A 25,321-nucleotide genomic window follows, 5' to 3' on the forward strand; every position below is an offset into this window, starting at 1 on the left:
ATGTTTGGTTATGTACGGCCTCCGGTGGGCATCCTTCCTCAGGAGGAGACGGAGCGGTTCCGCCGCATGTACTGCGGCCTTTGCCACACGCTGGCGCTGCGGTACGGCGCACCTGCCCGCTATATCCTCAATTACGATTTCACCTACCTCGCCATCCTCCTCACCAAGGGGGAGGCGCGTGAGCGCAGCGGGAGGTGCCCCGCAAGCCCCCTGCGGCAGCGGTCGTATCTGGAAACGGACGAGGCCCTTGCCCTGGCGGCGGATGAGAGCGTGATTCTGGCCTATTGGCAGCTGCAAGACGGCGTGGCGGACCACGGAGCGCTCCGGGGTCTCAAATATCGCGGCGGCTGCGCAATGCTTTCCAAGGCTTACCGCAAGGCGGCGGCGGCGCGTCCCGCCTTCGACGAGAGCACGCGGCGTCAGCTGCGGCTGCTGGCGGAGCTGGAGGACCAGCGCTGCCCCTCCATGGACCGGGCGGCGGACGCCTTTGCGACGCTGCTGGGCGGTGCTGCCGGAGAAGTGGACGACCCTATCCGCCGCCGCGTGGTGGAGCAGGTGCTCTACCATCTGGGGCGGTGGGTGTATCTCGTTGACGCGGCGGACGATTTGAAAAAGGACGCCGCCTCGGGAAACTACAATCCCGTTGCCCTGCGCTTTGGCCTGACGGACGGCCACTGGACGGCGGAGAGCCGGGGGGAATTCGCCGCCACGCTGGACCACTCCGTCCACATGATGGCGACGGCGTTTGAGCTATGGGATTTCGGCGTCTGGACGCCGATCCTGCAAGAGACTTTCTACACCGGACTCTTCCATGTTGGAAAGGCGGTTTTAGACGGGACGTTCCACACGCTCCCGTCCGTGAAACAGAGAAAGAAATGCAAGAATGGTGAGGAGACCGCATGAATGATCCCTATCAGGTCCTGGGCGTACCCGAGACCGCAACAGACGAAGAAATCAAACGGGCTTACCGGGAGCTGGCCAGAAAGTACCACCCCGACAACTACCACGATAACCCCCTGGCCGATCTGGCCCAGGAAAAAATGAAAGAGATCAACGCCGCCTACGAGGAAGTCACCAAGTCCCGCAGCGGCGGCGGAAATCGCACCGGCGGCGCTGGGGGCGGCTACGGCGGATATCCCGGCGGCGGGGCCTACCAGTCCTACGGACGCCAGTCGTCCTCCTCCGTACTCCAGCAGGTGCGCCTTGCCATCAATACCGGCGACCTCAGCCGGGCCGAGGCGCTGCTGGCCAATTATAGCGACCACAGCGCCGAGTGGAATTTTCTCCGGGGCGCGGTGTGCTATCGCCGGGGCTGGATGGACGAGGCGAAGCGGTATTACCAAACCGCCTGCCAGATGGAGCCGAGCAGCGCGGAGTACCGTCAGGCGCTGGAGTTCATGGAGCGGGGCACGCAGACGGCCTACCGTCCGGGGGAAAGCCCCTTCGGCACGGAGGTCTGCGGCGGCAACCCGTGCCTTACCATGTGTTGCCTCTATTCGCTGTGCAACGGCGGGTATTGCTTCTTTTGCTGAGAAATAGGGAGGAAGAACATGATCAAGAGTATGACCGGCTATGGCCGGGCGCGGCAGACGCTGCATAAGCGGGACATCACGGTGGAGGTCCGCTCCGTCAACAACCGGTATCTGGACTGCGTCGTGAAGATGCCCCGGATGTACACCTTTGCGGAGGACGCGGTGAAGCAATGCGTCCAGCAGGCCATCTCCCGGGGAAAGGTGGACGTTTACATCACCGTGGACGCCACCGCCGCCGATGTGGAGCAGGTGCGGGTCAACGGGGCCTTGGCGGCCCAGTACGCCGCCGCGCTCTCTGAGCTTGCGCAGGTGTGCGGACAGGCTTCCTACCGGGCAACGCCGGAGACGCTCTCCCGCTTTCCGGACGTGCTCACCGTCACCAAGGCGGACGAGGATCTGGAAAGCGTCAGCGCCGATTTGTGCGCGGTACTGACGCAGGCGCTCGCGGCGTACAATGCTATGCGCTCTGTGGAGGGCGAGAAGCTGGCGGAGGACATTGAAAACCGCCTTGCCGCCATCGAGGACTACACCGCCCAGGTGGAAAAGCGCTCTCCCGAGACGGTGGCGGAGTACCGGGAAAAGCTCACCGCCCGGATGCAGGAGGTGCTGCAAAGCGCCACCATCGATCCCCAGCGGATTTTGACGGAGGCCGCCATCTACGCCGACAAGGTGGCGGTGGACGAGGAGACCGTGCGCCTGCGCAGCCATGTAAGCCAGCTGCGGACCATGCTCTCCTCCGACGAGCCCATGGGCCGGAAGATGGATTTCCTGATTCAGGAGGTCAACCGGGAATCCAACACCGTCGGCTCCAAGTGCAGCGACGTGGCCATCGCGCAGGTGGTCGTGGGGCTGAAGGCCGAGGTGGAGAAGATGCGCGAGCAGGTCCAGAATGTGGAGTAAGCGATGAAGCTCATCAACATCGGCTTTGGCAATCTGGTCAATGAGGAGCGTCTCGTGGCCATCGTTTCTCCGGATTCCGCCCCCATCAAGCGCATGGTGCAGGAGACCCGGGAGCGGGGCATGCTGATCGACGCCACTTACGGCCGCAAGAGCGCGTCCGTCTTTATCATGGACAGCGACCATGTCATTTTGTCGGCGCTGCCGCCGGAAAAATTCGGCCTGCGGACGCCGCGGGAACAAACAGAGGAGTCAGAACAGTCATGAGAAAAGGAAAGACCTTCATTATCTCCGGCCCCTCCGGCGTCGGAAAGAGCACCGTGCTAGATGCGCTGCTTCGTCAGCGCGGCAATGTGTATTTTTCCGTGTCGGCCACCACGCGGGACCCCCGCCCCGGAGAAGAGGACGGCGTGCACTACCACTTTCTGGACGTGGACACCTTCCGCGCCCACATCGTAGACGATGAGTTTTTGGAGTACGCCGAGTACGTAGGCAATTTCTACGGCACCCCGAAAAAATATGTGGACCTTGCCATTAATCAGGGCAAGGACGTGATTTTGGACATTGAGATCCAAGGCGCCATTCAAGTCACCAGCAAACGACCGGATGTGGTGCGCATCTTCATCGCGCCCCCCAGCTGGTCGGAGCTGGAGCGGCGGCTCACTGAGCGGGGCACCGACTCGCAGGACAAGATCCAAAAGCGGCTGCTGCGGGCCAAGGTGGAGTTCCAGACCGCCCATACCTACGACTACTTCGTCATCAACGACACCGTGGACAACGCCGTGATGGAGCTTAACGCCATCATGACCGCGGAGCACTGCAAGCCCAAGGAGCGCATGGAGATCATCAACGGCCGGTAAGCGCCGCCGCTCCCACTCAATTTTAAGCCGGAAACGGCAGATAGGAAGATACCATTATGATGCTTTATCCTGCAATGAACAAACTGACCGGATTTATTCCCAACCGCTATATGCTGGTGAACGTGGTGGCCCGCCGGGCCCGCCAGATCGCCGAGGCCGCCGAGGCGGAGGGCGAGCATCTGGATGAAAAGCCCGTGACCATGGCGATCTATGAGGTGGCCGGCGGCAAGCTGGACGCCAGCGCGATGGATCTGACCATCGAGGAACCGCAGGACAATCTGTAAGCAGGCAGGGAGGGGCGAGGCATGGAGACCGCATGGATTGGAAAAGTCGCGGTCAGCGCCGCGCCCTATTCCATTGATAAGCCTTACGACTATCTGATACCGCCCGCGCTGCGGGAGGACGCGGTCCCCGGCGTGCGCTTGCGGGTGCCCTTCGGCCGGGGAAACCGGGAGTCGGAGGGCGTCCTTCTCGCCGTGGGCGAGGGGGAGAAGCAGCCGGGACTCAAGGCGGTTTCCGCCGTGCTGGACCGGGAAGCCGTGCTGGACGCAAACGGCATCGCGCTGGCCCTCTGGATGCGCCAGCGGTACTTTTGCACCCTGTTCGAGGCGGTCAAGACCATTCTGCCTGCGGGACTGTGGTACCGCCTGCGGGAGGTGTGGCGCATCGCGGAGGGACTAGACCGCGCCGGAGCGGCGGCGCTTTGCGCCGGCATCCGGGGCACGGACGGCGCGCTGGACGCGCTGGTTGCTGCCGGCAGCGCCGATCTGGACGCTTTGCGCCTTGCTTGCGGCGAGGAGGTTTCGACGGTCCTCAGAGCCATGCAAAAGGCCGGAGCGGTGGTGTGCGAAACCCAGGCCAAGCGCAAGACCGGGGACAAGATGCGCCGCATGGCGGAGCTTTCCCTCAGCGCGGAAGAGGCGCTGGCATTGACGGAGCCAAAACGCCGCTCCGCGCCCATGCGCTATGAGGTGGTGCGTCTGCTCTCGTCCACCGGAAAGGCCTCGGCGGCGGACATCTGTTACTTTACCGGCGCTTCCATGCAGACGCTGCGGGGGCTGGAAAAGCAGGGCATCCTCTCCTTTTCCGAGGAGGAGGAGCTGCGGGTCCCGCCGATTACGCCGGGGGAGCGGGGCGCGCCCATCGTCCTCAATGAGGAGCAACAAGCCGCCTTTGCGGCAATCCTTGCGCTGACGCAGCGCCCCACGGCGGAGGCTGTGCTGCTGCGGGGCGTTACCGGCAGCGGCAAGACGGAGGTCTATCTTCGCCTCGTTCAGGAAATACTGAGTGAGGGGAAGCAGGCCATGGTGCTGGTGCCGGAAATCGTGCTGACGCCGCAGATGATGCGGCGGTTTTCCTCTTACTTCGGCGATCAGGTGGCCATGCTCCACAGCGCCCTGCGCCTGACGGAGCGCTACGATCAGTGGAAACGGATTCGCCGGGGCGAGGTGCGGGTGGTGCTGGGCACGCGCTCCGCCATCTTCGCGCCGCTTTCCAATCTGGGTCTGGTGATTCTGGACGAGGAGCAGGAGAGCAGCTACCAGTCGGAAAACCCGCCCCGCTACCACACCCGGGACATCGCAAAATACCTCTGCGCCCGGGACAAAGCCACCTTGGTCCTCGGCTCCGCCACCCCTGCGGTGGAGAGCGCCTGGGCGGCAGAGCAGGGGCTTTACCACGAGGTGGCGCTGCGGCGGCGCTACAACGAACAGGCGCTGCCAAAGGTCCTCATCGCGGATCTGCGGCAGGAGCTGCGAGAGGGTAATCCCGGCCTGATCGGCGGACTTCTCCGCCGGGAGCTGGAGGAAAACCTTCGTCGTGGCGAGCAGAGCATCCTGTTTTTGAATCGCCGGGGCAGCAGCCGCATGCTGCTTTGCGTCGAGTGCGGGCACGTGCCCGAATGCCCCCGATGCAGCGCCCCCTTGACATACCACTCCGCCAACGGGCGGCTGATGTGCCACTACTGCGGTCACTCCCAGCGCGCCAATGAGACCTGCCCGGTGTGCGGCGGCATCATGAAGCACATCGGCGCGGGAACCCAGAAAGTGGAAGAGGAGCTGCGTGAGACGCTTGGCGGGGCGGGGATCTTGCGTATGGACGCGGACACCGCCGCCGGCAACCACGAAAAGCTGCTCTCCCAATTTGAAAAAGAGCGCATTCCCATTCTCCTTGGCACCCAGATGGTGGCCAAGGGTCTGGATTTTGAAAATGTGACGCTGGTGGGGGTCCTCTCCGCCGACCTCTCCTTGTACGTGGACCACTACCGCGCCGCCGAGCGGACCTTCAGCCTACTCACGCAGGTGGTTGGTCGGGCGGGCCGGGGCGGCAAGCAGGGCCGGGCCGTCATCCAGACCTACACGCCGGAAAACGACGTGATCCAATGCGCCGCGCGGCAGGATTACGACGGGTTTTACGAAAATGAAATCCGCATCCGCCGCTTGCGCCGCTATCCGCCTTTTGCCGACCTTTTCACCTTCACCGTCTCCGGGACGGAGGAGGGGAGCGTGCTGCGCAGCGCGGCGGCGGTGCGGGAGACGCTGCGGCGTCTGTTTGCATCGCCGGTGCCATCCGACACCGCGCCGGAGGTGCTGGGTCCCGCCCCCGCGCCGGTTTTGAAGGTGAATAACCGCTTTCGCTACCGGGTGCTGCTGGTGGGAAGGAACGACAAGTCTACCCGCGGGGCCATCAGCGGACTTTTAAAAACGTTTACAAGTGACCGCGCCAATCGCGGATTGAATCTTTTTGTGGACTGCAACACCATGGAGTGAGGCAGTCAAGGAGGTTTTAAAATGGCATTACGGAAAATTATCGAGCAGGGCGACGCGTGCCTGACCATGGTCTGCCGCCCGGTGACGGCGTTCAACGCCCGGCTCCACCAGCTGCTGGACGACATGACGGAGACGTTGACGGAGGCCAACGGGGCGGGGCTTGCCGCGCCGCAGGTGGGCATTTTGCGCCGGGTGTGTATCGTGATGGACGCGGACACCGGGGAGTATCTGGAGCTGGTGAACCCGGAGCTCGTGGCGCAAAGCGGCGAGCAGACCGGCCTTGAGGGCTGCCTCAGCCTGCCCGGCAAATGGGGCATCGTCACCCGGCCAGACCGGGTGCGGGTCCGGGCACAGGACCGGGACGGCAACTGGTTTGAGGCCGAGGGCGAGGACCTGACGGCCCGGTGCTTCTGCCACGAGCTGGAGCATCTGGACGGGCACCTTTACAGCGAGCGCATCGACCACTTCCTCTCCGAAGAGGAGCTGCAAAGCTATCTGGAGCAGGAAGAAGAGGAAGGGGAATAAGCCATGCGCATCCTGTTTATGGGAACGCCGGAATTTGCTGTGGCGTCCCTGCGGCGTCTGGTGGAGGACGGAAACGAGATCTGCGGGGTATTCACCCAGCCGGACAAGCCCAAAAATCGCGGGCACAAGCTTGCCTTCTCGCCTGTGAAGGAATATGCCTTAACAGAAAGCATCCCCGTTTACCAGCCCCTCAAGCTGCGGGACGGGGAGGCCATGGACCTTGTGACGGCGCTTTCACCGGAGCTGATCGTGGTGGCGGCCTACGGGCGGATTTTGCCGGAGGACATTTTAAACGCCCCGCCCCTTGGCTCCATCAACGTCCACTCGTCCCTGCTGCCCAAGTACCGGGGCGCGGCCCCCATCAACTGGGCCATTTTGGAAGGCGAGCGGGAGACCGGCGTTTCCATCATGTATATGGCAAACGAGCTGGACGCGGGGGACGTGATTTTGCAAAAGACCACCCCCATCGGGGCGGAGGAGGATGCCCAGGCCCTGACGGCCCGCCTTGCGGAGCTGGGGGCCCAGGCCCTTTCCGAGACGGTGGCGGCGCTTTTGAGCGGCACGGCTTCCCGGACGCCACAGCCCTCCGGTGCGCAGACTTACGCCTCCATGCTCTCCCGGGAGATGTCTCCCATCGACTGGACGAGAAGCGCTAGGGCGATCGACTGTCAGGTCCGGGGGCTGATCCCGTGGCCCTGCGCCACAGCGGAAATCGCGGGGCAGCGGTGCAAAATTTACCGCACGACCCCCGGCGGCAGGACCGACAAGGCCCCCGGCACGATTCTCGCCGCCGGAAAGCAGGGCATCGAGGTCTCCTGCGGCGACGGGAAAAGTTTATTGATCACGGAGCTTCAGGCAGAGGGCGGCAAGCGCATGAGCGCGGCGGCCTATTTGCTGGGGCATCCCATCCAAGTTTGAATCGAGGGAAACGCATATGCCTTATGGTTCCTATTACGGGTACGGTAATTTTCTGGCCAACAACCTCTATGTGCTGCTGCTGATTCCGGTGCTGGCGCTCTCTTTGTGGGCGCAGTTTCAAGTCAGCGGCAATTTCCGGCGCTACGGACAGGTGCGCAACCGCAGAGGGCTGACCGGCGCGCAGACGGCGGAAGCGGTGCTGCGCGCCCACGGCGTTTTTGACGTGGCCATCCGCCCCTGCCATGGCAGCCTGACGGACCACTACGATCCCCGGGACAACGCCATCTATCTTTCTGAGGACGTGTACAGCGCTCCCACCATCGCCGCAGTGGGCGTGGCGGCCCACGAGGCGGGCCACGCCGTGCAGTACGCCGTGGGGTACGGCCCCGTCCGGCTGCGCAGCGCCATCATTCCCGCCACCCAGATCGGGTCTAAATTCTCTTTCATCCTGCTGCTGATCGGGATGCTGCTGTACAGCCAGACGCTGTTTTTGGTGGGCATCGTGCTCTTTTCCATCACCACCGTTTTTCAGCTGGTGACGCTGCCGGTGGAATTCAACGCCTCTGCCCGGGCCATTGAGACCATTGAGGGCCAGCAGCTACTCTCTGACGAAGAGGCCTATGGCGCGAAAAAGGTGCTGCGGGCGGCGGCCATGACCTATGTGGCGGCGCTTTTGATGTCCGCGTTGCAGCTGTTGCGCTTCGTGCTGATCTTTGTGGGCCGGAACGGCCGCCGGGGAGGTGGCCGGGAATGAGCAATCCGGCGAGAACGACCGCACTGCGGGTGCTGATGAGCTGCCGGACCAACGGCGCGTGGGCGGACGCCGCCCTGAAGGCGCAGCTCGGGCGGGACGGCCTGAGCGGGGTGGACGCCGCCCTTTGCAGCCGCATCGTTTACGGCGTGATGCAAAACCGGCTGCTGCTGGATTTTGTGATTCGCGCGTACTGCTCCCAGAAGCCGGATCACTTGCAGCAGCCGCTGGAGGACATCCTGCAAATGGGGGCCTACCAGATTCTGTTTTTGGACAAGGTGCCGGACAGTGCTGCGGTGAACGAGTCCGTGGAGCTGGCAAAGGCCTTTAAGCGGGGGCAAGCCTCTGGCCTTGTCAACGCTGTGCTCCGTAAGATTTCTCAGAACAAAGACGCGTTGCCTCCTCTGCCGGAGGGGGAGGCCGAGCGGTATCTCTCCATTCGGTACAGCCACCCCAGATGGCTGGTGAAGCGCCTTTTGGGTATCCTTGGCAGGGAGGAGACGGAGGCGTTTCTCGCGGCTGACAACGCTGTGGTCCCACTGACGGTGCAGGTCAATCCCCTGAAAACCACGGCGGAGGCCCTGACGGCGCGGCTGGAGCGGGAGGGCGTCACGGTTTCGGCCCACCCCGGGGTGCCCGGCTGTCTGGAGCTTTCCGGCGTGGGCGATCTGACGGCGCTGCCCGCCTTCCGGGAAGGGGAATTTCTGGTGCAGGACGGCGCCGCGGCGCTGGTGGCCCAGATCGCCGGCGTACAGCCGGGCGGGCGGATGCTGGACGTTTGCGCCGCCCCCGGCGGCAAGTCCTTCTCCGCCGCCTTTGCCATGGAGGACCGGGGGGAGATTCTCGCCTGCGACCTCCACGAAAATAAGCTCAAGCGTATTCGGGACGGCGCGGCGCGGCTGGGCATTACCTGCATCCAAACCGCTGCGGCGGACGGGGGCTGCGCTCACGGGGAGTGGGTGGGGGCGTTTGACACCGTTTTGGTGGACGCGCCCTGCTCGGGCCTTGGGATTATCCGGAAAAAACCGGACACCCGCTATAAAAAGCCGGACAGTCTGCTCTCGCTGCCGGTGGTGCAGACGGCGATTTTGGAAAACGCCGCCACCTACGTGCGGCCCGGCGGCGTGCTGGTGTATTCCACCTGCACGGTTTTGCCGGAGGAGAACGAACAGGTGACGGACGCCTTCCTCGCGACCCACCCGGAATTTGAAAAGACGCCCTTTGCGCTCCCTATGGGGGAGACGGAGGGACAGGTGACGCTGTGGCCCCAGCGTCACGGAACCGACGGCTTTTACATCTGCCGCATGCAGCGGCAAGCATGAGAGGACCCTTATGATCGATTTGAAATCCATGTCCATAGAGGAGATCACGGAGCTGCTGCGCAGCTTTGGGGAGCCTGCCTTTCGCGGAAAACAGGTGTTCACCTGGCTCCACAAGGGAGTGCGCAGCTTTGACGAGATGTCCAATCTCTCCAAATCCCTGCGGGAAAAGCTGAAGGAAACATGTCTCCTGACGCCGCCCACCGTGGCGCGAAAGCAGGTCTCCGGGCAGGACGGCACCATCAAATACCTCTGGGAGCTAGCGGACGGAAACTGCATCGAATCCGTCCTCATGCGCTATCACCACGGCAACACCGTGTGCATTTCCTCTCAGGTGGGCTGCCGCATGGGCTGCGCTTTTTGTGCGTCCACAGTGGCTGGCAAGGTGAGAGACTTAACACCTGCTGAGATGCTGGATCAGGTGCTCTTCACCCAGCAGGACGCCGGGGCGGAGGTTTCCAACATCGTGCTCATGGGCATTGGAGAGCCGATGGACAATCTGGACAATGTCTTAAAATTTCTGGAGCTGGTGAACCACCCCGACGGCATGAACATCGGGATGCGGCACATCTCCCTTTCCACCTGCGGCGTGCTTCCCGGCATCGCGCGCCTTGGGGAGCTGGGCTTGCAGCTGACGCTGTCCGTTTCCCTCCACGCGCCGGACAACGCCACCCGCTCCCGCATTATGCCGGTGAACCGGGCCTACGATGTGGACGCGCTGTTTGCCGCCTGTCACGACTATTTTCAAAAAACGGGCCGGCGCATCTCCTTTGAATACGCCATGATCGACGGCGTCAACGATACCGACGAAAAAGCCGATCTGATCGCGAAAAAGATCAAAGGTATGCCGGGGCACGTGAATCTGATTCCGCTCAACGACGTGGTGGAGAGCCCCTTCAAGCCCTCCCATCGCATTTCCGCATTCCAAAAGCGGCTGGAGAGCCACGGCGTCACCGCCACCGTCCGCAGAAGTCTCGGCGGCGACATTGACGCCTCCTGCGGACAGCTTCGCCGCAAAGCCATGGAAGAGGCACAGAAAGGGGAGGATTCCCAATGATTCAGGTATGGGGCATGACCGACGTCGGTCTTTGCCGAAAAGAAAATCAGGACGCTTACGCCGTCTGGGAGCACACGGCCTCCGGCCACACCATCTCGGTGGTGTGCGACGGCATGGGCGGTCCCGCAGGCGGGCAGATGGCCAGCCGCATCGCGGTGGACACCTTTTTACAGGAGGTGGAGCAGGCGCTGACGCCGGAGATGAGTCCCCAGCAGCTGCGGGAGGTCTCCTCCTACGCGGCGGCGCTTGCCAACAAAGCCATCCGGGAGGCGGCCAGCCAGTCGCCGGAATACGCCAGCATGGGCACCACGCTGGTCTCCGCCGTCACCTATCCCGACGGCGCGGCGGTACTCAACGTGGGGGACAGCCGGGCTTACCACATCACGGAGGCGGGGATCACCCGCATCACCAAGGACCACTCTCTGGTGGAGAGCATGGTGGACCGGGGCGACATCACCGCCGAGGAGGCCCGCCGCCATCCCAACCGCAATCTCATCACCCGGGCGCTGGGCCCGGACGCCGTCGTCCAAAGCGACGGGTACATCTGCAAGCTTTTGCCGGGGGACTATCTGCTGCTTTGCACCGACGGGCTCATTGACACGGTGACCGATCAGGAGATGCTCTTCGAGGTCATCCACGGGGACGCACCGGACACCTGTCTTGACCGTCTGCTGGCCATTTCCAAGGGTCGGGGCGCGCCGGACAATGTGACGGCCGTCCTGATGAAGAAACTGTAAAGGAGGAGACGTATGGACCAGTTCATTGGAAAAATGCTGGATAACCGCTATGAGATTCTGGAGCGCATCGGCACCGGCGGCATGGCGGTGGTCTACAAGGCGAAGTGCCATCGTCTCAACCGTCTGGTGGCGGTGAAGATCTTAAAGGCAGACCTGGCGCAGGACGAGGATTTCCGCCGCCGCTTCAACGCGGAGTCTCAGGCGGTGGCGCAGCTGTCCCACCCCAACATCGTCTCGGTGTACGACGTCTCCCGGGGGGGCGACACCGAGTATATCGTCATGGAGCTGATCGACGGCATCACGCTCAAGCAGTACATGGAAAAGCGGGGCCAGCTGAACTGGCGGGAATCCCTGCATTTCATGACGCAGATCATGCGCGGCCTTTCCCACGCCCACAGCCGGGGCATCATCCACCGGGACATCAAGCCGCAAAACATCATGGTTTTACGGGACGGCAGCGTGAAAGTGGCCGACTTTGGCATCGCGTGTCTGGAAAATTCCGCCCAGACCCTGACGCAGGAGGCCCTTGGCTCCGTCCACTACATCTCGCCGGAGCAGGCCCGGGGCGACCGCACCGACGCCCGCAGCGATATCTACTCCGCCGGCGTGGTGCTCTACGAGATGCTCTCCGGGCGGCTGCCCTTCGAGGGGGACTCCGCCGTGTCCGTGGCCATCCAGCACTTAAGCTCTATCCCGCTGGCCCCTCGGGAGATCAATCCCGAGATTCCCGAGCAGCTGGAGCTGATCTGCATGAAGGCCATGGCCCCCGATCTGGACCGGCGGTATCCGTCCGCCGAGGCCATGATCGCCGATCTGGAGGCGTTCCGCAAAAATCCCGGCGTGGACCTGGACTTTGAGATGTCCGATCTGCGGCCGGAGGAGGCGGACGAGCCGACCCAGCTGCTGCGCACCGGGACTATCCACGCCGGTCACGCCGCCCAAAGCGCCAATCGCGCTCCCGTCCGGGACCGCCGGAACGACTATGAAGAGGACGAACCCGCCCCGGCGGGCCGGAAAAATAAGACGCTGGTGATCACCGGGGTCGTGGTGGCGGCAATTTTGCTGATCGTGGTGCTGTTCAAGGCCATTTTCAGCTCCTTCGGCGCTCCCGCGCAGGACCAGTATGTGGTGCCGGAGGTGCTGAACAAGACCGTGGCGGAGGCAACTGCCATGCCGGAGGTCTCCGACATCTTTGAGATCAGGGAAATGGGCACGGTCTTTAGCGACGAGGTGGAAGAAGGCGACATCGCCAAACAGGAGCCAGCCGCCGGAGAATACCGCAAGGGTGAAAACACCGTGATCGAGGTCTGGGTCAGCGCCGGCGAGGATGTGGGCGAGATGATCGACGTGACCAACATGACGGTGCCCCAGGCCAAGGCGCGGCTCAAAGCCCTCATCGAGCAGTACAACCTGACGGTGGAGGAACCCGGTGAGGACGCCTATGTGTATAACGACAAGGTGACCGCCACCTTTATTATCTCCTCGGAGCCAGCCGCCGGAGCGGCGCTGAAAAAGGGCGACACCATCCGCCTTACCGTCAGCAAGGGCACCGAGGTCAAGGAGCTTCCGGTGCCGCAGTTCGTGGGACTGAACATCGACAACGTGCTCAAGCAGCTGGACACGCTCAAGCTGGTGTGCACCTCCAGCGATATTGAATTGGTATACAGCGACAAGCCCGGCGGCGAGATCATCTGGCAGTCTCTGGCCGTCAACGCCATGGCCAAGGAGGGCGACACCATCAAATTCCAGGTCAGCTCCGGCCTTTCCAACGTCTCTGTGACGGAGTTTTACGACCTGCCTCAGGACGAGCGGTCCGTAGTCCACGTGCAGGTATACGTGGGGGACGAGACGCAGCCCCAGTACGACGAGACGGTGAGGTGCTCCGACGGGCAGGTGAAGGTGACGCTCAGCGGCACCGGCAGCAAAAACGTCAAGGTCTACTTCGACGGCGTGCTGGATCAGGGCCAAAGCCACACGCTGCAATTTGAATAAGCCATGATAGAAGGACGGATTCAAAGGGCGCTCAGCGGATTTTACTACGTGGATACCGGCGCGGAGCTTTTGACCTGCCGCGCCCGGGGAAAATTCCGCAAGGAGGGCGTCTCCCCTCTGGTGGGGGACCGGGTAGAGGTCCGGGAGCTTGGAAACGGCGAGGGGTTCGTGGAAAAGATTCTGCCCCGGCGCAACGCGTTTGCCCGGCCCGCGGTGGCGAACATCGACCAGCTGGTGGTCATCGCCTCCGCCGCCATCCCCAAAACCAGCCCGTTCCTCATCGACCGGGTGGCGTCCATCGCGGCGCTGAAGGACTGCGAGGTCATCGTGCTGCTCAACAAGTGCGATCTGGACAGCGCCGACGATCTTTACGGCATCTACCGCGCCGCCGGGTTTCCAACGCTGCGCGTCAGCGCGGAAACCGGGGAGGGCATGGCGGAGTTGATTCCACTGATTACTGGAAAGCTATCTGCCTTTACAGGCAACTCCGGCGTTGGAAAATCCAGCCTTCTTAACGCGCTGGACCCGGCGTTCCACCTGCAGGTGGGCGCGGTCAGCGACGCGCTGGGACGGGGGCGGCACACCACCCGCCATGTGGAGCTTTATCATCTGGCCTGCGGGGCGGAGGTGGTGGATTCCCCGGGCTTTTCCTCCTTTGAGACGGAGGAGCTGAGTCTGGAGCTGAAGCACCGCCTGCCGGAGACCTTTCGGGAGTTTGCGCCCTACGTGGACCGGTGCCGCTTTGTGGGGTGCAGCCACACCCGGGAAAAGGGCTGCGCCGTGCTGGAAGCGCTTGAGCGGGGCGACATCCAAAAAAGCCGCCACGAGAGCTATCTCCGGCTCCGGGAGGAGCTGGCGCCTCTGAAGGACTGGCAGGAGCAGAAAAAGTAAGAAAACGGCCCCCCGATGCAGGAAAACTGCATCGGGGGGCCGTTTATCGTTTGAAAGGAGCCGCCGCGTCAGCGCTCCGGCTCGTCCTCGTCGTCGGAGAGCAGCAGGTCCATGATTTTGCTGTACAGCTTTTCCGGCGATTTCCGGAAGCGCTCCGAGAGCACCTTGGCCATGTCCTCCCGCACCACCATCAGCCGCAGGTCCATGACGCTGCCCATGTCGTCGTCCAGATTGAAGCGCACCGTATACGTCCCGTTGGGCCGCTTTTCCGTGATGGAGCGGACCTGACTCTTCCGGCGCAGCTTCCGGTTCCAGATGGAAAGATTCTTGTCGCACCGCAGCCGCACGGAGTAGGGAAGGCTGCTCTCGCAGATCTGGCTGTTGCGCACGCCCTTTTCGGTGACGGCGTACAGCCCATCCTCCGACAAGGTGAGGTGCTCTGTTTTTACAAGGTCGTTCAGACACTCGGAAAAATCAAAATAATCAATGGCGTCGTCGCACATGGTCAAATCCAGCACCGTGTCGAAGGGGATCGGCTCGATGACCCGGGCCGCAATATAGAGAATCAGAAACTTAATTTCCAGTTTGTCATGGATAAAACCGCGTCCTGCCATATAGGGGACCTCCTTTTTGGGAATGTTTTCTTAGAGATAGTATACCGCATTTCACCGCCGTTTGTATAGTGTAAAAATAAAAGCGGCGTCCACTTGTCGAAAATTGCCGGATTTTTCCTTGACGGTCTCCGCCCATGTTGGTATCATAGAGCTAATTATTGACGAGAGGCGGCGAGGGGATGAAAAAGCGGGTACTTGCGATCTTGCTGACGGCAGCCATGCTGCTGACCCTGAACGGATGCGGAAAAAAAGAGGAAGAGCCGGCGCAGCCGGTGCTGGAAGCGGAGCCTATTGAGGAGCCACAGCCTGAGCCGGAGATAGAGCCTGTGGGCCCCGCAGGCACAAACCCTCTGACGGGCCTTCCCATGGAACCGGAGGAGGAGACCCAGCGCCCGGTGGCCGTCATGTTCAACAACCTCAAAGCCGCCCAGCCCCAGCTGGGCGTGTCCCAGGCGGACATCATCTACGAGGTCCCCGCCGAGGGCGGCATCACAAGGATGCTGGGCGTGTTCCAGTCCCTTTCCGGCGTGGGTATCCTTGGCAGCATCCGTTCCACCCGGGCCTACTATCTGGAGCTTGCGCTGGGGCACGACGCTCTGCTGGTCCACGCCGGCGGCAGCCCGGAGGCGTATGCAGACATTCCCGCGTGGGGCGTGGACAATATGGACGGCGTCAACGGCGGCTCCGACGCCAAAATTTTCTGGCGGGACGCGGAGCGCCGGAAAACCGCAGGGTATGAGCACAGCCTCCTGACCTCCGGCGAGAAGATCACAGAGTATCTCGCCAAGGACCATTTCCGCACAGAGCACAAGGACGGCTATGCCTACACCCAGAGCTTCGGGGACGACGGCACGCCCGCAGGCGGCAGCACAGCGGAGCATCTGAAGGTGAAATTTTCCAGCTACAAGACCGGAACCTTTGACTATGACGCCGCGTCGGGGACCTATCTCATCGGGCAATACGGCAAGGAGTACGTGGACGGAAACACCGGCGCGCAGGTGGGCGTGACCAATGTACTGGTGCTGGAGACGGATATCTCCGTGATCTCCGGCGACAGCGCGGGCCGCCTGAAAGCCCGGATGACCGGCAGCGGGGAGGGGACGTTTTTCTGCGGAGGCCAATCGGTGCCCATCCGGTGGAGCAAGGCCGACCGGGGCAGCCAGTTCCTCTACACCCTTGCGGACGGAACGCCCCTGACGCTGGGGCGCGGGAAGAGCTACGTTTGTATCATCAGCCCCAAAACCGGCTCCGTGACCATCGAGTAAACAAACGGATTCCGATTGGTTGCCGATCCGGCGGCAAACTCCGCGAGATATTTTTGATAAGTTCGGAGACGCGCCGGGAAGGCGCGTCTCTTTTTTTCACCTTCTGAGACGTGGGGCATACACTGGATTGAAAGAACTCCATTCTTTCATCCAGCTACTTATTAGGAGGTATTGCAATGCCCGAGAAAGTTATGCCCGGTCCTGTCATGGACGCCAGCGGCATCCGAGAGGCGGTTTGCATTCATACCAGGAAAATCTATGATTCCTGTCGTGATAAAGACTGCATCGAGGACCTGCGTTTCTACCCGAAGCTCCAGTATGTGGATACCATCAACCGCGCGCTGTCCGTCAAGGGCGGCAGCGCCAAACTGCTGTACGTGTATGTGGATGTGGAGCCCGTCAGCTTCAACCGGGGCTTCTACACCGTGGATATGCGGTTTTTCTACGCCGTCACCCTGCAAGCGTATCTGAGCTGCCCCGCCCCCGTCACCGTGGAAGGCCTGTGCGTGTTCGACAAGCGCGTGATCCTCTTCGGCAGCGAAGGGAACGCCAAAATCTTCTCCTCTGAAATGCGGGTGGGCGAGCCTGATATGCAACTGCTGAAACGGGCCAACGCGCCCGTCGCCGTGGTGGAGGCCGTGGACCCCATCGTGCTGGACGCCCGCATCGTGGACTGCTGCGGCAAGCGGGATTGCGACTGCGATCTTTGCGAGGTGCCCACCTTTGTCAACGGATTTTTCGGCGGGGACCTCTCCAGCGGGGACGACAGCCGCCGCGTCTTTGTCACGCTGGGCCAGTTTTCCATCGTGCGTCTGGAGCGGGACTCCCAGCTGCTGGTGCCGGTGTACGACTACTGCATGCCCGAAAAGGAGTGCTCCTGCGGCAACGCCAGCGAGGACCCCTGCTGCGTGTTCAAGAACATCTCCTTCCCCGTGGGGGAATTCTTCCCGCCCAACACCGTGCACATGCCCGAAAATTACGATGACGCCAAGTCCTGCTGCTGTAAGTAAGTAAATCGGGATTTCCAGAGAAAAGCCGTCCTTCGGGACGGCTTTTCAGCTTGTCGAAAAAGTCTCACAGAGTTTGCCGCCGGGGCGGCTTTTTTCTTTTCCATTTTCAGGCATACCGGTGGACGAGCCGTCATATGCTGAAGCAACAAAAGAAAGGGGGAAGTCCCTTGCAAAAAAATGCGAATATTCTGCGCTATCAGGACGCTGCCGCCGTGCTGCCGGTACGGCTGCGAAAGCTGGCCCTTGCCCTGGGGGAGGCACAGCAGGCCCAGGCGGAGGAATTCCGTCTGCGGGCCGGATGGCCCATGACGGTACTGCTCTCGTCGGGCGAGACGGCGCTGGACGGCGTTGTGGAGCCGGAGGAGCTGGAGACGCTGTGCGATCTTTCCACGGATTTTTCCCGCTACGCGGCGGCGGAGACCATTCGGGAGGGGTTTTTACCGGTGCGGGGCGGGTTCCGGGTGGGACTTTGCGGAAGCGCTGTGATGAAGGACGGCGTGAACACCAACCTCAAGGCGCTCTCCTCGGCGGTGGTCCGCATCGCCCGGGAGCGAAAGGGCGTGGCGGACGTGCTGGCCCCGGAGCTGTTTCGGGATGGAGAGTTTGTAAGCACCCTGATCCTCTCGCCCCCCGGGGGCGGCAAGACCACCCTTTTGCGGGATCTGGTGCGCCAGCTCTCCGAGGGCGTGGCAAGCTTCGGCCCCCGCCGGGTCTCGTTGATCGACGAGCGGGGCGAGGTGGCCGTGATGGTCCGGGGCGAAGCGCAGATGGACGTTGGCCCTCACACCGACGTGCTGGACGCCTGCCCCAAAGCGGTGGGCATCCCCATGGTGCTGCGGGCCATGAATCCCCAGATCATTGCCGTGGACGAGATCACCGTCCGGGAGGACCTGAAGGCCGTGTCCATGGCCTGCGGGTGCGGCGTAAAGCTGCTGGCCACCATCCACGCCGGCGACGTGGGCGAACTGATGAAAAAGCCCCTCTACCGCCAGCTGCTGGAGGATCAGGTGTTCCGTCTGGCGGTGCGGATTCTCTGCACGGAGACGGGACGGACCTATCAGGTGGAGGAGCTGCCATGGTGAAGGTGCTGGGAAGTCTCCTGATTCTGGCGGGGGGCGTGCTGGTGCGCCGGGCGCGGCTGGCGGAGCGGCGGCAAAAATCGGACACGCTGTCCGACCTTCTCACCGCCCTGCGGCGGATGAGCGAGGAGATCCGCATGGCGCGCACGCCACTTCCGCCGCTGCTTTCCTCGCTGGGCGCCTCCTGCAAAAGCGCCGGGGGACTCTTTTGCGGCGCGGCAGCTGCCCTTGCAAGCGGCGAGGGCCTTTCGACGGCATGGGGGCGGGGCGTGGACGGTCTGCCCCTTTCCCCTCGGGACCGCTCCGTGCTATCGGCGCTGGGCGACGATCTCCACGGCGACGAGGAGAGCGTATGTAAGGCAATTTCCCTTGTCATCTACGAGCTGACAAAAAGCCGGGAGGATTTGGAAAAGGACCGGCAGGCGGAGGAAAAGCGGACCACGGCACTGTGCTTTTCCGCCGCGGCGCTGCTGGTAATTTTACTGATATGAGGATACGACAATGGATGTGGATTTGATTTTCAAAATTGCGGCCATCGGAATTCTGGTGGCGGTGCTCAACCAGCTGCTGGTGCGCTCCGGCCGGGAGGAACAGGCCATGATGACGACCCTTGCGGGGCTGGTGGTGGTTTTGATGATGATGGTGCGGGAGATCAGCGACCTCTTCACGCTCATCAAGCAGCTGTTCGGTTTTTGACATGACGGAGATCTTTCAGGTGACGGCGCTGTGCGTGACGGGGGCGCTGCTGGCGCTGGTGGTGAAGCGGGGCAGCCCGGAGAGCGCGCTGCTTTTGACACTGGCGTCCGCGGTTCTGGTCCTGCTGTTTTTGCTGAAGGATCTGGAGTCGCTGCTCTCGTTTTTGACGGAGCTGGCGGAGCGCAGCGGCGTCCCCATGGAGCTGTTCGTCCCGCTTTACAAAACGGTGGGCATCGCCCTTGTGGTGCGCCTTGGCGGCAGTCTTTGCCGGGATGCGGGGGAGACGGCGCTTGGCGCGGTGGTGGAGACGGCGGGGGCCATCTGCGCGCTGCTTGCGGCGCTGCCGCTGCTGCGGTCGGTGCTCTCGCTGCTGTTGGAGTTGATGGAATGAAAAAGCTATGGGTGCTGATTGTCTGTCTTTTGCTGCTTGCGGGGGAGGCCCGGGCGGCGGAAATTCCCCGGGAGCTGACGCGGTCCATGCCGGAGGGGGCGCAGGAGCTGCTGGAGGACACAGACTTAAGTGGCGGCGACTTTACCGGCGGCGTTGGGACGCTTTTAGAAAAGGTGAGCGGGCAGGTGGGCAAAATTTTGCGCCAGCGCCTGCACGGCGCGGCGGCGATTTTGCTGGTGGTGGTTTTGTGCGGCGCGGTGGACGGCGTTTTTCAAAGCGCCGGGGGCAGCCGGGCGGCGGTCTTTTTACCCATGGCGGGCGCGCTTTCCATCACGCTGCTCACCGCCGGGAGTCTGGACTCTCTGATTGGGCTTGGAAGCAGCACCATCCAGGAGCTGTCGATCTTTTCCCGGGCGCTGCTGCCCACGCTGGCGGCAGCCACGGCGGCGGCGGGGGGCATAGGCACCGCCACGGTCCAGCAGGTGACCACGGTCTTTCTGGTGGAGGTGCTGGTAAGTCTCATCCGGGAGCTGCTGCTCCCGCTGGTCTATCTTTACATCGGCGTGCTGGCGGCGTCCGCGTGCCTGCCGGAAAACCGGCTGGGCGCCCTTGCCGAGGGTCTCAAAAAAATCGTCACTTGGATTTTGACCACCGCGCTGCTGGCCTTTACCGTCTACCTCTCCGTTGCCCGCATCGTCACCGGCGCGGCGGACGCGGCCACGGTGAAGGTGACGAAGGCCGCCATCTTCGGCGTGGTGCCGGTGGTGGGCGGCATCATCTCCGAAGCGGCGGAAACGGTGCTGGCGGGGGCGGGCATGTTGAAAAACACCATCGGGGTCTTTGGGATGCTGGCAATTTTGGCCGGGTGCGCCTATCCCTTTTTGCAGCTGGGCATCCAATATCTCCTCTATAAGCTCACGGCCTTTCTGGCGGAGGTGCTGGGCGCGCCCCAGCTGTGCAAGCTCATCGACGGGCTGGGCGGCGCTTTCGGTCTGGTGCTGGGCATGACCGGAAGCTGCGCGCTGCTGCTGCTCATCTCCGTGCTTTCCTCCGTAGCGGCGGTGTCGCCATGATGACGGCGGTACGGGCGTGGCTTTCCTCCGTGGTGGCGGTGACCATGCTGGTGAGCGTGGTGGGCATCGTGATCCCGGAGGGGACCCTTCGCAAAATCGCCTCCTTCACTGGGGGACTCATTTTGCTCTCGGCGCTGGTGCGTCCGGTGCTGGGGATGGATCTTCGGCGGCTGCATCTGGAGATGGACGACTATCGTCAGGCCATCGAGACCCGGCAAGCGGAGCTTTCCGGCACGGAAAAGGAGGAGATGGCTAGGCTCATAGAGACGCGGACAGCCGCATATATATCGGACGAGGCCAAAAAAAGAGGCATATCCATTGCGGTCCGGGTGACGACGGAGCCGGATGAGGAAGGCATCCCGGTTCCCGTCCGGGCGGAGATCACCGGGCAGTATTCCGCGGAGATGGCGGAGTGGATCGCGTCGGAACTGAACATTCCCGGGGAGAGGCAGGCATGGCAACATGGAAATGACGAAAGCTAAAGGAGTGCAAACGCTATGGGACAGGTACAAATACGTGGCGCTGGTGGTGCTGATCGGCGCAGGGCTGCTGCTGTGGCCGAGTGGGAACGGCGCGGAAGGGAAGCGGGACAGCGGGGAGTCTTTGGCGGTGGAAAGCGATCTGCAAGGCGAGATGGAGGAAATTCTGGGAACGATCAGCGGCGTGGGGCAGGTGCGGGTTCTGCTGACGGTGGATACCGATGGCGAGCGGCAGCTGGCCCGGGATACGGAGCTGACGTACAGCGGCGCGACGGCCTCGCCGGAGGACTATTCCCGCAAATCCGAGACCGTTTTGGTGGATGGTGGGGCGGGCGACGAGATGGTGGTGACAAAGACGCTGTATCCGACCTATCGCGGCGCGCTGGTGGTGTGTCAGGGCGGGGAGGCACCGGCGGTGCGGCTGGCGGTGACGGAGGCGGTGGCGGCGCTGACGGGACTTTCCAGCGACCATATCACCGTGGCAAAATGGCAGTCATAATTTGGAGGAGGAAGCACCCAATGAATGCAAGATGGAAACGGAACGCAGTGGTGGCCACCATGGCGGTGCTGGTGTGCGCGGCAGTGGGGCTGAATTGGAAATTTACGGGAGATCAGGCAAAGGACGCGGCAAAGCAAACCCAGGAGACGGGCACCAAGATTTTGGGCGAGGCGGCGCTGGTCAGCGGGGAGGAGAGCGACGCGCCGGTGGATGAGACGGCGGTCTACACCGGCTCGGATTACTTCGCCTCCGCCCGGCTCACCCGCCAGCAGGCCCGGGACAACGCCATCACCCTTTTACAGGAGGCGGCGGAGCAGAAGGACGCGGAGCAGAGCGTGGCCAACGAGGCGTCCACGGGCATTCAGGTGCTGGCGTCCTACACGCTCAAGGAAGCGCAGATCGAAAATCTCGTCACCGCCAAGGGCTATCAGGACTGCGTGGCCTTCATGGGGGAGGACAGCATCAGCGTGGTGGTCTCCAAGGACGAAGGGGACCTGACGGCGGAGGATGTGGCGAAAATCACGGATATCGCCAAGACGGAGACCGGCTTCCCAGCCAGCGGAATCAAAATTATGGCGGCAAATTAGCTGTTGTAATTTTGGGGAAATCATGGTACAATACATTCCTAAGAGTTCGCTTTTACCAAGGATAGCATGAATAAGGAGAATCTGATCATGGCTGAAAGCAAGGAATACATGACCCTGCCGGAGGAAAACGGCAGCATCAATATCTCTGAGGAGGTCATCGCCGCCATCGCCGTGGGCGCTGTGCGCGATGTGGAGGGCGTTTCCGGCATGATGACCAATCTGGGCGGCAGCGTCACGGACCTGGTGGCAAACAAGAAAAACGCCCAGAAGGGCACCCGCGGCGTGAAAATCGACATGACTGGCGCGGCGCTCCGGCTGGACCTCTATCTTTCCGTGCAGTACGGTCACCCCATCCCCGAGGTTGCCGAGAAGGCCCAAACGGCCGTCGCTTCCGCGGTGGAGGCCATGACCGGCTGCTCCGTGGAGGCAGTCAACATCCATGTGGGCGGCGTGACGCTGGCCTGAAGCTGAACGAGAGAGAAAAGGACGTAATTGTTTTATGGTACGGAATACCGCACGGGAGATCGCCATCCATCTTTCCTATGAGCTGAGCTTCACCGACAAGCCCATCGACGCGCTGCTTGACGAGCGGCTGACGCCGGAGACCTTCGCAACGCTGGCCTCGGAGGACCCGGTCTACGAGTCCGCCCCCGACGCCAAGCAGCAGGACTATATCCGCCGCCTTGTCAAGGGCGTGGATCTCCACGCGGCGGAGCTGGACGGCTATATTGCAAAGTATGCCAAGGGCTGGAGCTTTGACCGCATCCCGCTGGTGGCTTCCGCCATCATGCGGGTGGCCATGTACGAGATTCTCTATATGCCGGATATCCCCAACGGCGCGGCCATCAACGAAGCCGTTGAGATCGCCAAGAAGTACGAAACGCCGGAGACCGTGAAATTCATGAACGGGATTCTGGGCAGCTTTGTGCGGCAGGAAATTCCCCAGTAACCCAAAGCAGAGCGGATCGCGGCGGCGTCTCGCCGCTATCCGACTCTGCTTTTTTTGCCGTCCCAAACGGAAAGGAGGCCCCATGGAACAGCACATCTTCGGCGTCACCGAGGTCAATCACCTCGTCAAGCTCCTGGTGGATAACGAGCCGATGCTCCAGAATATCTGCGTCCGGGGCGAACTGTCCAATTACAAACTCTACCCCTCCGGCCACCACTACTTTTCCCTGAAGGACCCGGAGGGCGCACTGCGCTGCGTGATGTTCAAGGGCGCGGCGCTCAAGCTGCGCTTCCGCCCGGAAAACGGCATGAAGGTGCTGGTCACGGGACGCGTCAGCGTCTTTCCCCGGGACGGGGCCTACCAGCTGTACTGCAACACCCTCACGCCGGAGGGGGCGGGCGATCTGGCGGTGGCCTTCGAGCAGCTCAAGGCCCGGCTTTTTGCCGAGGGGCTGTTCGATCCCGCCCACAAAAAGCCCCTGCCGCCGTACCCCGCGCGTATCGCCGTGGTCACCTCCTCCGCCGGAGCTGCCGTCCACGACATGATCCGCATTCTGCGCCGGCGCTATCCCGCCGCCAAGGTGATCCTGCTGCCCGTCCGGGTGCAGGGGGCGGAGGCCCCCGCCGAGATCGCCGGCGCCATCCGCTACGCGGACCGCTGGAAGATTGGCGACCTCCTCATCACCGGCCGGGGCGGCGGGTCGATGGAGGACCTCTGGGCCTTCAACGACGAGCGGGTGGCCCGGGCCATCTATGCGTGCCAAACCCCCGTCATCTCCGCCGTGGGCCACGAGCCGGATGTGACCATCGCGGACTTTGTGGCGGACGTGAGAGCCTCCACGCCGTCCAACGCGGCGGAGCTTGCCGTGCCGGACCGGATGGAGCTTCTCCGCTGGCTCCGGGGGGCGCGGGAGCGGATGGAGCAGTGTGAATCCGCCCGGCTCGAGACGCTGCGAGAGCGGCTGGAGACCCTTGCAACCAAGCGGGTGATGACAAATCAGCTGGCCTATGTGCAGGACAAGCGCATGGCGCTGCTCCACGCACAGCAGCGGCTGGGGGACCTTTCCGGGGCGGCGCTTGAGCGGAAGCGGGCGCGGTTTTCCGCCCTCGCGGCGTCGCTGGACGCCATGAGCCCGCTGAAGGTGCTGGGCCGGGGCTACGCCATGGCCCAGAGCGATTCCGGGCAGATTTTGAAGAGCTGGCGGGACGTGGGACCGGGAGACCGGGTTTCCGTCACGCTGGGAGAGGGCAGGTTCACCGCCACGGTGGAAACGCCGTTTGAGGAGGGACAACGATGAGCACAAAAGCCAAAACGTTTGAACAGCAGCTATCTCGACTGGAAGAGATCGTCTCGGCGCTGGAAAAGGGAGACGCCCCGCTGGCGGACTCTCTTGCGCTGTTTGAAGAGGGCACGAAGCTGATCGCCGCCTGCTCCAGCCAGCTGGATCAGGCCGAGCAGCAGGTGGTTCAGCTGATGAAGGGGCCCGACGGCGCGCCGGTGGAGCTGCCCTTCGCGGAAACGGAGGCGTGAAGCATGGACCAGCAGGCATTTGACGCGCGGTATCAGGCGTACCTTGACGCCGTGGAGGAATTTTTAAGCGGCCAATTCACCAAAACGCCCCACTGGGCGGACCTGTACGATTGTATGCGGTACAGCCTGCTCTCCGGCGGCAAGCGGCTGCGGCCCATTTTGACGCTGGAGTTTGCCCGCGCCGCCGGGGGGGACTGGAAAGAGGCGCTTAGCGCCGCCTGCGCGGTGGAGATGGTCCACACCTATTCCCTCATCCACGACGACCTGCCCTGCATGGACGACGACGCTCTGCGCCGGGGCAAGCCCACCAACCACAAGGTCTACGGCGAGACGCTGGCAGTGCTGGCGGGGGACGCTTTGCAGCCCGCCGCCTTCCAGCTGATTCTGGGCAGCGGTCTTGACGAAACAGCCCGGGCGGAATGCGCATTGCTCCTTGCCCGGGCCGCCGGGCCGGACGGCATGGTGGCCGGGCAGGTGCTGGACACGCTCCACGCCCCCAAAACCCAGCTGGAGCTGACGGAGGTCCACGCCCTCAAGACCGGCTGCATGATCAAGGCCGCCTGCCTCATGGGCTGCGCCGCCGCCCACGCGGGCGCGGCTGTGCGGACGGCTGCGGAGCGTTACGCCGAAAATCTGGGACTGGCCTTCCAAATCCGGGACGACATGCTGGATGTGGTGGGGGACGAGGCCGTTTTCGGCAAGCCCATCGGCTCCGACGCGGAGGAGGGCAAGGTGACCTTCGTGGACCTTCTGGGGCTGGAGGGCTGCGACAAGGCGGTGCTGGACGCCACAAACCGGGCAAAGGAGGCCGTGGCGGTCTGCGATGAAAGCGGGTTCCTCGCCGCGCTGGCGGACTCTCTTGCGGAGCGGAAGCACTGAGACCGCCTCAAAAGGTTCACGGC

General features: G+C 62.9%; 31 protein-coding genes. 30 read left to right on the forward strand and 1 reads right to left on the reverse strand.

What is annotated here, in order from left to right:
* Genes PHI30_RS01255 through rsgA form a run of 15 tightly spaced genes read left to right on the forward strand, consistent with a single transcriptional unit; the run spans window position 1 to window position 14,247 of the window.
* Window positions 1-903: a DUF5685 family protein gene (locus PHI30_RS01255; protein ID WP_300022809.1), complete on the forward strand. Its 903-nt coding sequence runs from the start codon at window positions 1-3 to the stop codon at window positions 901-903.
* Complete coding sequence (locus tag PHI30_RS01260; protein WP_300022812.1) at window positions 900-1,532, forward strand: J domain-containing protein; 633 nt, start codon at window positions 900-902, stop codon at window positions 1,530-1,532. The genes PHI30_RS01255 and PHI30_RS01260 overlap by 4 nt, the downstream gene beginning before the upstream one ends.
* An 18-nt stretch (window positions 1,533-1,550) precedes the next feature.
* The gene (locus PHI30_RS01265) at window positions 1,551-2,432 is read left to right on the forward strand and encodes a YicC/YloC family endoribonuclease (protein WP_300022815.1); all 882 of its coding nucleotides are present in this window, start codon (window positions 1,551-1,553) and stop codon (window positions 2,430-2,432) included.
* 3 nt (window positions 2,433-2,435) lie between these two features.
* Complete coding sequence (locus PHI30_RS01270; RefSeq protein WP_300022818.1) at window positions 2,436-2,696, forward strand: DUF370 domain-containing protein; 261 nt, start codon at window positions 2,436-2,438, stop codon at window positions 2,694-2,696.
* Window positions 2,693-3,289 (forward strand): guanylate kinase, encoded by a 597-nt coding sequence (gene gmk, locus PHI30_RS01275; protein WP_300022821.1) that lies wholly within the window; start codon window positions 2,693-2,695, stop codon window positions 3,287-3,289. Before PHI30_RS01270 ends, gmk begins: the two co-directional genes overlap by 4 nt.
* 56 nt (window positions 3,290-3,345) lie before the next feature.
* Complete coding sequence (gene rpoZ / locus PHI30_RS01280) at window positions 3,346-3,573, forward strand: DNA-directed RNA polymerase subunit omega (RefSeq protein WP_300022824.1); 228 nt, start codon at window positions 3,346-3,348, stop codon at window positions 3,571-3,573.
* A gap of 21 nt (window positions 3,574-3,594) precedes the next feature.
* Window positions 3,595-6,057, forward strand: a complete 2,463-nt coding sequence (gene priA, locus PHI30_RS01285) for a primosomal protein N' (protein ID WP_300022827.1) — start codon at window positions 3,595-3,597, stop codon at window positions 6,055-6,057.
* A 21-nt stretch (window positions 6,058-6,078) separates the two neighbouring features.
* Window positions 6,079-6,582, forward strand: a complete 504-nt coding sequence (gene def / locus PHI30_RS01290; RefSeq protein ID WP_300022828.1) for a peptide deformylase — start codon at window positions 6,079-6,081, stop codon at window positions 6,580-6,582.
* 3 nt (window positions 6,583-6,585) lie between these two features.
* Window positions 6,586-7,500, forward strand: a complete 915-nt coding sequence (gene fmt / locus PHI30_RS01295; RefSeq protein WP_300022830.1) for a methionyl-tRNA formyltransferase — start codon at window positions 6,586-6,588, stop codon at window positions 7,498-7,500.
* Window positions 7,501-7,516: 16 nt separating this feature from the next.
* A complete protein-coding gene (locus tag PHI30_RS01300) occupies window positions 7,517-8,254 on the forward strand; it encodes a zinc metallopeptidase (protein WP_300022832.1) in 738 nt (245 codons plus the stop codon).
* Complete coding sequence (rsmB, locus tag PHI30_RS01305) at window positions 8,251-9,573, forward strand: 16S rRNA (cytosine(967)-C(5))-methyltransferase RsmB (protein WP_300022835.1); 1,323 nt, start codon at window positions 8,251-8,253, stop codon at window positions 9,571-9,573. The genes PHI30_RS01300 and rsmB overlap by 4 nt, the downstream gene beginning before the upstream one ends.
* Window positions 9,574-9,583: 10 nt before the next feature.
* Window positions 9,584-10,627, forward strand: a complete 1,044-nt coding sequence (gene rlmN, locus PHI30_RS01310) for a 23S rRNA (adenine(2503)-C(2))-methyltransferase RlmN (protein ID WP_300022839.1) — start codon at window positions 9,584-9,586, stop codon at window positions 10,625-10,627.
* Window positions 10,624-11,364 (forward strand): Stp1/IreP family PP2C-type Ser/Thr phosphatase, encoded by a 741-nt coding sequence (locus tag PHI30_RS01315; protein ID WP_300022842.1) that lies wholly within the window; start codon window positions 10,624-10,626, stop codon window positions 11,362-11,364. The genes rlmN and PHI30_RS01315 overlap by 4 nt, the downstream gene beginning before the upstream one ends.
* Before the next feature lie 12 nt (window positions 11,365-11,376).
* Complete coding sequence (pknB, locus tag PHI30_RS01320; RefSeq protein ID WP_300022845.1) at window positions 11,377-13,356, forward strand: Stk1 family PASTA domain-containing Ser/Thr kinase; 1,980 nt, start codon at window positions 11,377-11,379, stop codon at window positions 13,354-13,356.
* A 3-nt stretch (window positions 13,357-13,359) separates the two neighbouring features.
* A complete protein-coding gene (gene rsgA / locus PHI30_RS01325) occupies window positions 13,360-14,247 on the forward strand; it encodes a ribosome small subunit-dependent GTPase A (RefSeq protein WP_300022847.1) in 888 nt (295 codons plus the stop codon).
* 68 nt (window positions 14,248-14,315) lie between these two features.
* Here the strand turns inward: rsgA and PHI30_RS01330 are convergent, their stop codons facing one another.
* Window positions 14,316-14,861, reverse strand: coding sequence for a DUF4364 family protein (locus tag PHI30_RS01330; RefSeq protein WP_300022848.1), 546 nt, complete (start codon window positions 14,859-14,861; stop codon window positions 14,316-14,318).
* 179 nt (window positions 14,862-15,040) lie between these two features.
* On the opposite strand from PHI30_RS01330, the gene PHI30_RS01335 reads away from it, so the two are divergent.
* The 15 genes from PHI30_RS01335 (at window position 15,041) to PHI30_RS01405 (ending at window position 25,298) form a co-directional block, all read left to right on the forward strand.
* Window positions 15,041-16,126 (forward strand): DUF3048 domain-containing protein, encoded by a 1,086-nt coding sequence (locus tag PHI30_RS01335; RefSeq protein ID WP_300022850.1) that lies wholly within the window; start codon window positions 15,041-15,043, stop codon window positions 16,124-16,126.
* A 176-nt stretch (window positions 16,127-16,302) separates the two neighbouring features.
* On the forward strand, window positions 16,303-17,136 hold the full coding sequence (locus PHI30_RS01340; protein WP_300022853.1) for a hypothetical protein: 834 nt from the start codon (window positions 16,303-16,305) through the stop codon (window positions 17,134-17,136).
* 167 nt (window positions 17,137-17,303) lie between these two features.
* Window positions 17,304-18,218: a stage III sporulation protein AA gene (locus PHI30_RS01345; protein ID WP_300022856.1), complete on the forward strand. Its 915-nt coding sequence runs from the start codon at window positions 17,304-17,306 to the stop codon at window positions 18,216-18,218.
* A complete protein-coding gene (locus tag PHI30_RS01350; RefSeq protein ID WP_300022860.1) occupies window positions 18,212-18,706 on the forward strand; it encodes a stage III sporulation protein AB in 495 nt (164 codons plus the stop codon). The genes PHI30_RS01345 and PHI30_RS01350 overlap by 7 nt, the downstream gene beginning before the upstream one ends.
* 10 nt (window positions 18,707-18,716) lie before the next feature.
* Window positions 18,717-18,911, forward strand: a complete 195-nt coding sequence (spoIIIAC, locus tag PHI30_RS01355; protein WP_300022862.1) for a stage III sporulation protein AC — start codon at window positions 18,717-18,719, stop codon at window positions 18,909-18,911.
* A 1-nt stretch (window position 18,912) separates the two neighbouring features.
* Entirely contained in the window at window positions 18,913-19,302 is a 390-nt protein-coding gene (locus PHI30_RS01360) for a SpoIIIAC/SpoIIIAD family protein (protein WP_300022864.1), read from the forward strand.
* On the forward strand, window positions 19,299-20,375 hold the full coding sequence (locus PHI30_RS01365) for a stage III sporulation protein AE (protein ID WP_300022867.1): 1,077 nt from the start codon (window positions 19,299-19,301) through the stop codon (window positions 20,373-20,375). The genes PHI30_RS01360 and PHI30_RS01365 overlap by 4 nt, the downstream gene beginning before the upstream one ends.
* Complete coding sequence (locus PHI30_RS01370) at window positions 20,372-20,857, forward strand: stage III sporulation protein AF (RefSeq protein ID WP_300022869.1); 486 nt, start codon at window positions 20,372-20,374, stop codon at window positions 20,855-20,857. The genes PHI30_RS01365 and PHI30_RS01370 overlap by 4 nt, the downstream gene beginning before the upstream one ends.
* Entirely contained in the window at window positions 20,838-21,353 is a 516-nt protein-coding gene (locus PHI30_RS01375; protein ID WP_300022872.1) for a stage III sporulation protein AG, read from the forward strand. The genes PHI30_RS01370 and PHI30_RS01375 overlap by 20 nt, the downstream gene beginning before the upstream one ends.
* Before the next feature lie 20 nt (window positions 21,354-21,373).
* On the forward strand, window positions 21,374-21,940 hold the full coding sequence (locus PHI30_RS01380) for a SpoIIIAH-like family protein (protein ID WP_300022873.1): 567 nt from the start codon (window positions 21,374-21,376) through the stop codon (window positions 21,938-21,940).
* A gap of 87 nt (window positions 21,941-22,027) precedes the next feature.
* Window positions 22,028-22,405, forward strand: coding sequence for an Asp23/Gls24 family envelope stress response protein (locus PHI30_RS01385; RefSeq protein WP_300022875.1), 378 nt, complete (start codon window positions 22,028-22,030; stop codon window positions 22,403-22,405).
* Between the two features lie 34 nt (window positions 22,406-22,439).
* On the forward strand, window positions 22,440-22,889 hold the full coding sequence (gene nusB / locus PHI30_RS01390) for a transcription antitermination factor NusB (RefSeq protein WP_300022877.1): 450 nt from the start codon (window positions 22,440-22,442) through the stop codon (window positions 22,887-22,889).
* Between the two features lie 82 nt (window positions 22,890-22,971).
* Window positions 22,972-24,186, forward strand: coding sequence for an exodeoxyribonuclease VII large subunit (xseA, locus tag PHI30_RS01395; RefSeq protein WP_300022880.1), 1,215 nt, complete (start codon window positions 22,972-22,974; stop codon window positions 24,184-24,186).
* The gene (gene xseB / locus PHI30_RS01400) at window positions 24,183-24,419 is read left to right on the forward strand and encodes an exodeoxyribonuclease VII small subunit (RefSeq protein ID WP_300022883.1); all 237 of its coding nucleotides are present in this window, start codon (window positions 24,183-24,185) and stop codon (window positions 24,417-24,419) included. Before xseA ends, xseB begins: the two co-directional genes overlap by 4 nt.
* A 3-nt stretch (window positions 24,420-24,422) precedes the next feature.
* The gene (locus tag PHI30_RS01405; protein WP_300022885.1) at window positions 24,423-25,298 is read left to right on the forward strand and encodes a polyprenyl synthetase family protein; all 876 of its coding nucleotides are present in this window, start codon (window positions 24,423-24,425) and stop codon (window positions 25,296-25,298) included.
* Window positions 25,299-25,321: the final 23 nt, after the last annotated feature.

Source organism: Oscillibacter sp. (assembly GCF_028693505.1).
In the GTDB taxonomy this organism is placed as follows: Bacteria; Bacillota; Clostridia; order Oscillospirales; family Oscillospiraceae; genus Oscillibacter.

Excerpts from the sequence above, each read along its gene's own strand:
- PHI30_RS01255 (WP_300022809.1), top strand. The coding sequence starts at position 1 with ATGTTTGGTTATGTACGGCCTCCGGTGGGCATCCTTCCTCAGGAGGAG.
- PHI30_RS01260 (WP_300022812.1), top strand. The coding sequence starts at position 900 with ATGAATGATCCCTATCAGGTCCTGGGCGTACCCGAGACCGCAACAGAC.
- PHI30_RS01265 (WP_300022815.1), top strand. The coding sequence starts at position 1,551 with ATGATCAAGAGTATGACCGGCTATGGCCGGGCGCGGCAGACGCTGCAT.
- PHI30_RS01270 (WP_300022818.1), top strand. The coding sequence starts at position 2,436 with ATGAAGCTCATCAACATCGGCTTTGGCAATCTGGTCAATGAGGAGCGT.
- gmk (WP_300022821.1), top strand. The coding sequence starts at position 2,693 with ATGAGAAAAGGAAAGACCTTCATTATCTCCGGCCCCTCCGGCGTCGGA.
- rpoZ (WP_300022824.1), top strand. The coding sequence starts at position 3,346 with ATGATGCTTTATCCTGCAATGAACAAACTGACCGGATTTATTCCCAAC.
- priA (WP_300022827.1), top strand. The coding sequence starts at position 3,595 with ATGGAGACCGCATGGATTGGAAAAGTCGCGGTCAGCGCCGCGCCCTAT.
- def (WP_300022828.1), top strand. The coding sequence starts at position 6,079 with ATGGCATTACGGAAAATTATCGAGCAGGGCGACGCGTGCCTGACCATG.
- fmt (WP_300022830.1), top strand. The coding sequence starts at position 6,586 with ATGCGCATCCTGTTTATGGGAACGCCGGAATTTGCTGTGGCGTCCCTG.
- PHI30_RS01300 (WP_300022832.1), top strand. The coding sequence starts at position 7,517 with ATGCCTTATGGTTCCTATTACGGGTACGGTAATTTTCTGGCCAACAAC.
- rsmB (WP_300022835.1), top strand. The coding sequence starts at position 8,251 with ATGAGCAATCCGGCGAGAACGACCGCACTGCGGGTGCTGATGAGCTGC.
- rlmN (WP_300022839.1), top strand. The coding sequence starts at position 9,584 with ATGATCGATTTGAAATCCATGTCCATAGAGGAGATCACGGAGCTGCTG.
- PHI30_RS01315 (WP_300022842.1), top strand. The coding sequence starts at position 10,624 with ATGATTCAGGTATGGGGCATGACCGACGTCGGTCTTTGCCGAAAAGAA.
- pknB (WP_300022845.1), top strand. The coding sequence starts at position 11,377 with ATGGACCAGTTCATTGGAAAAATGCTGGATAACCGCTATGAGATTCTG.
- rsgA (WP_300022847.1), top strand. The coding sequence starts at position 13,360 with ATGATAGAAGGACGGATTCAAAGGGCGCTCAGCGGATTTTACTACGTG.
- PHI30_RS01330 (WP_300022848.1), bottom strand. The coding sequence starts at position 14,861 with ATGGCAGGACGCGGTTTTATCCATGACAAACTGGAAATTAAGTTTCTG.
- PHI30_RS01335 (WP_300022850.1), top strand. The coding sequence starts at position 15,041 with ATGAAAAAGCGGGTACTTGCGATCTTGCTGACGGCAGCCATGCTGCTG.
- PHI30_RS01340 (WP_300022853.1), top strand. The coding sequence starts at position 16,303 with ATGCCCGAGAAAGTTATGCCCGGTCCTGTCATGGACGCCAGCGGCATC.
- PHI30_RS01350 (WP_300022860.1), top strand. The coding sequence starts at position 18,212 with ATGGTGAAGGTGCTGGGAAGTCTCCTGATTCTGGCGGGGGGCGTGCTG.
- spoIIIAC (WP_300022862.1), top strand. The coding sequence starts at position 18,717 with ATGGATGTGGATTTGATTTTCAAAATTGCGGCCATCGGAATTCTGGTG.
- PHI30_RS01360 (WP_300022864.1), top strand. The coding sequence starts at position 18,913 with ATGACGGAGATCTTTCAGGTGACGGCGCTGTGCGTGACGGGGGCGCTG.
- PHI30_RS01365 (WP_300022867.1), top strand. The coding sequence starts at position 19,299 with ATGAAAAAGCTATGGGTGCTGATTGTCTGTCTTTTGCTGCTTGCGGGG.
- PHI30_RS01370 (WP_300022869.1), top strand. The coding sequence starts at position 20,372 with ATGATGACGGCGGTACGGGCGTGGCTTTCCTCCGTGGTGGCGGTGACC.
- PHI30_RS01375 (WP_300022872.1), top strand. The coding sequence starts at position 20,838 with ATGGAAATGACGAAAGCTAAAGGAGTGCAAACGCTATGGGACAGGTAC.
- PHI30_RS01380 (WP_300022873.1), top strand. The coding sequence starts at position 21,374 with ATGAATGCAAGATGGAAACGGAACGCAGTGGTGGCCACCATGGCGGTG.
- PHI30_RS01385 (WP_300022875.1), top strand. The coding sequence starts at position 22,028 with ATGGCTGAAAGCAAGGAATACATGACCCTGCCGGAGGAAAACGGCAGC.
- nusB (WP_300022877.1), top strand. The coding sequence starts at position 22,440 with ATGGTACGGAATACCGCACGGGAGATCGCCATCCATCTTTCCTATGAG.
- xseA (WP_300022880.1), top strand. The coding sequence starts at position 22,972 with ATGGAACAGCACATCTTCGGCGTCACCGAGGTCAATCACCTCGTCAAG.
- xseB (WP_300022883.1), top strand. The coding sequence starts at position 24,183 with ATGAGCACAAAAGCCAAAACGTTTGAACAGCAGCTATCTCGACTGGAA.
- PHI30_RS01405 (WP_300022885.1), top strand. The coding sequence starts at position 24,423 with ATGGACCAGCAGGCATTTGACGCGCGGTATCAGGCGTACCTTGACGCC.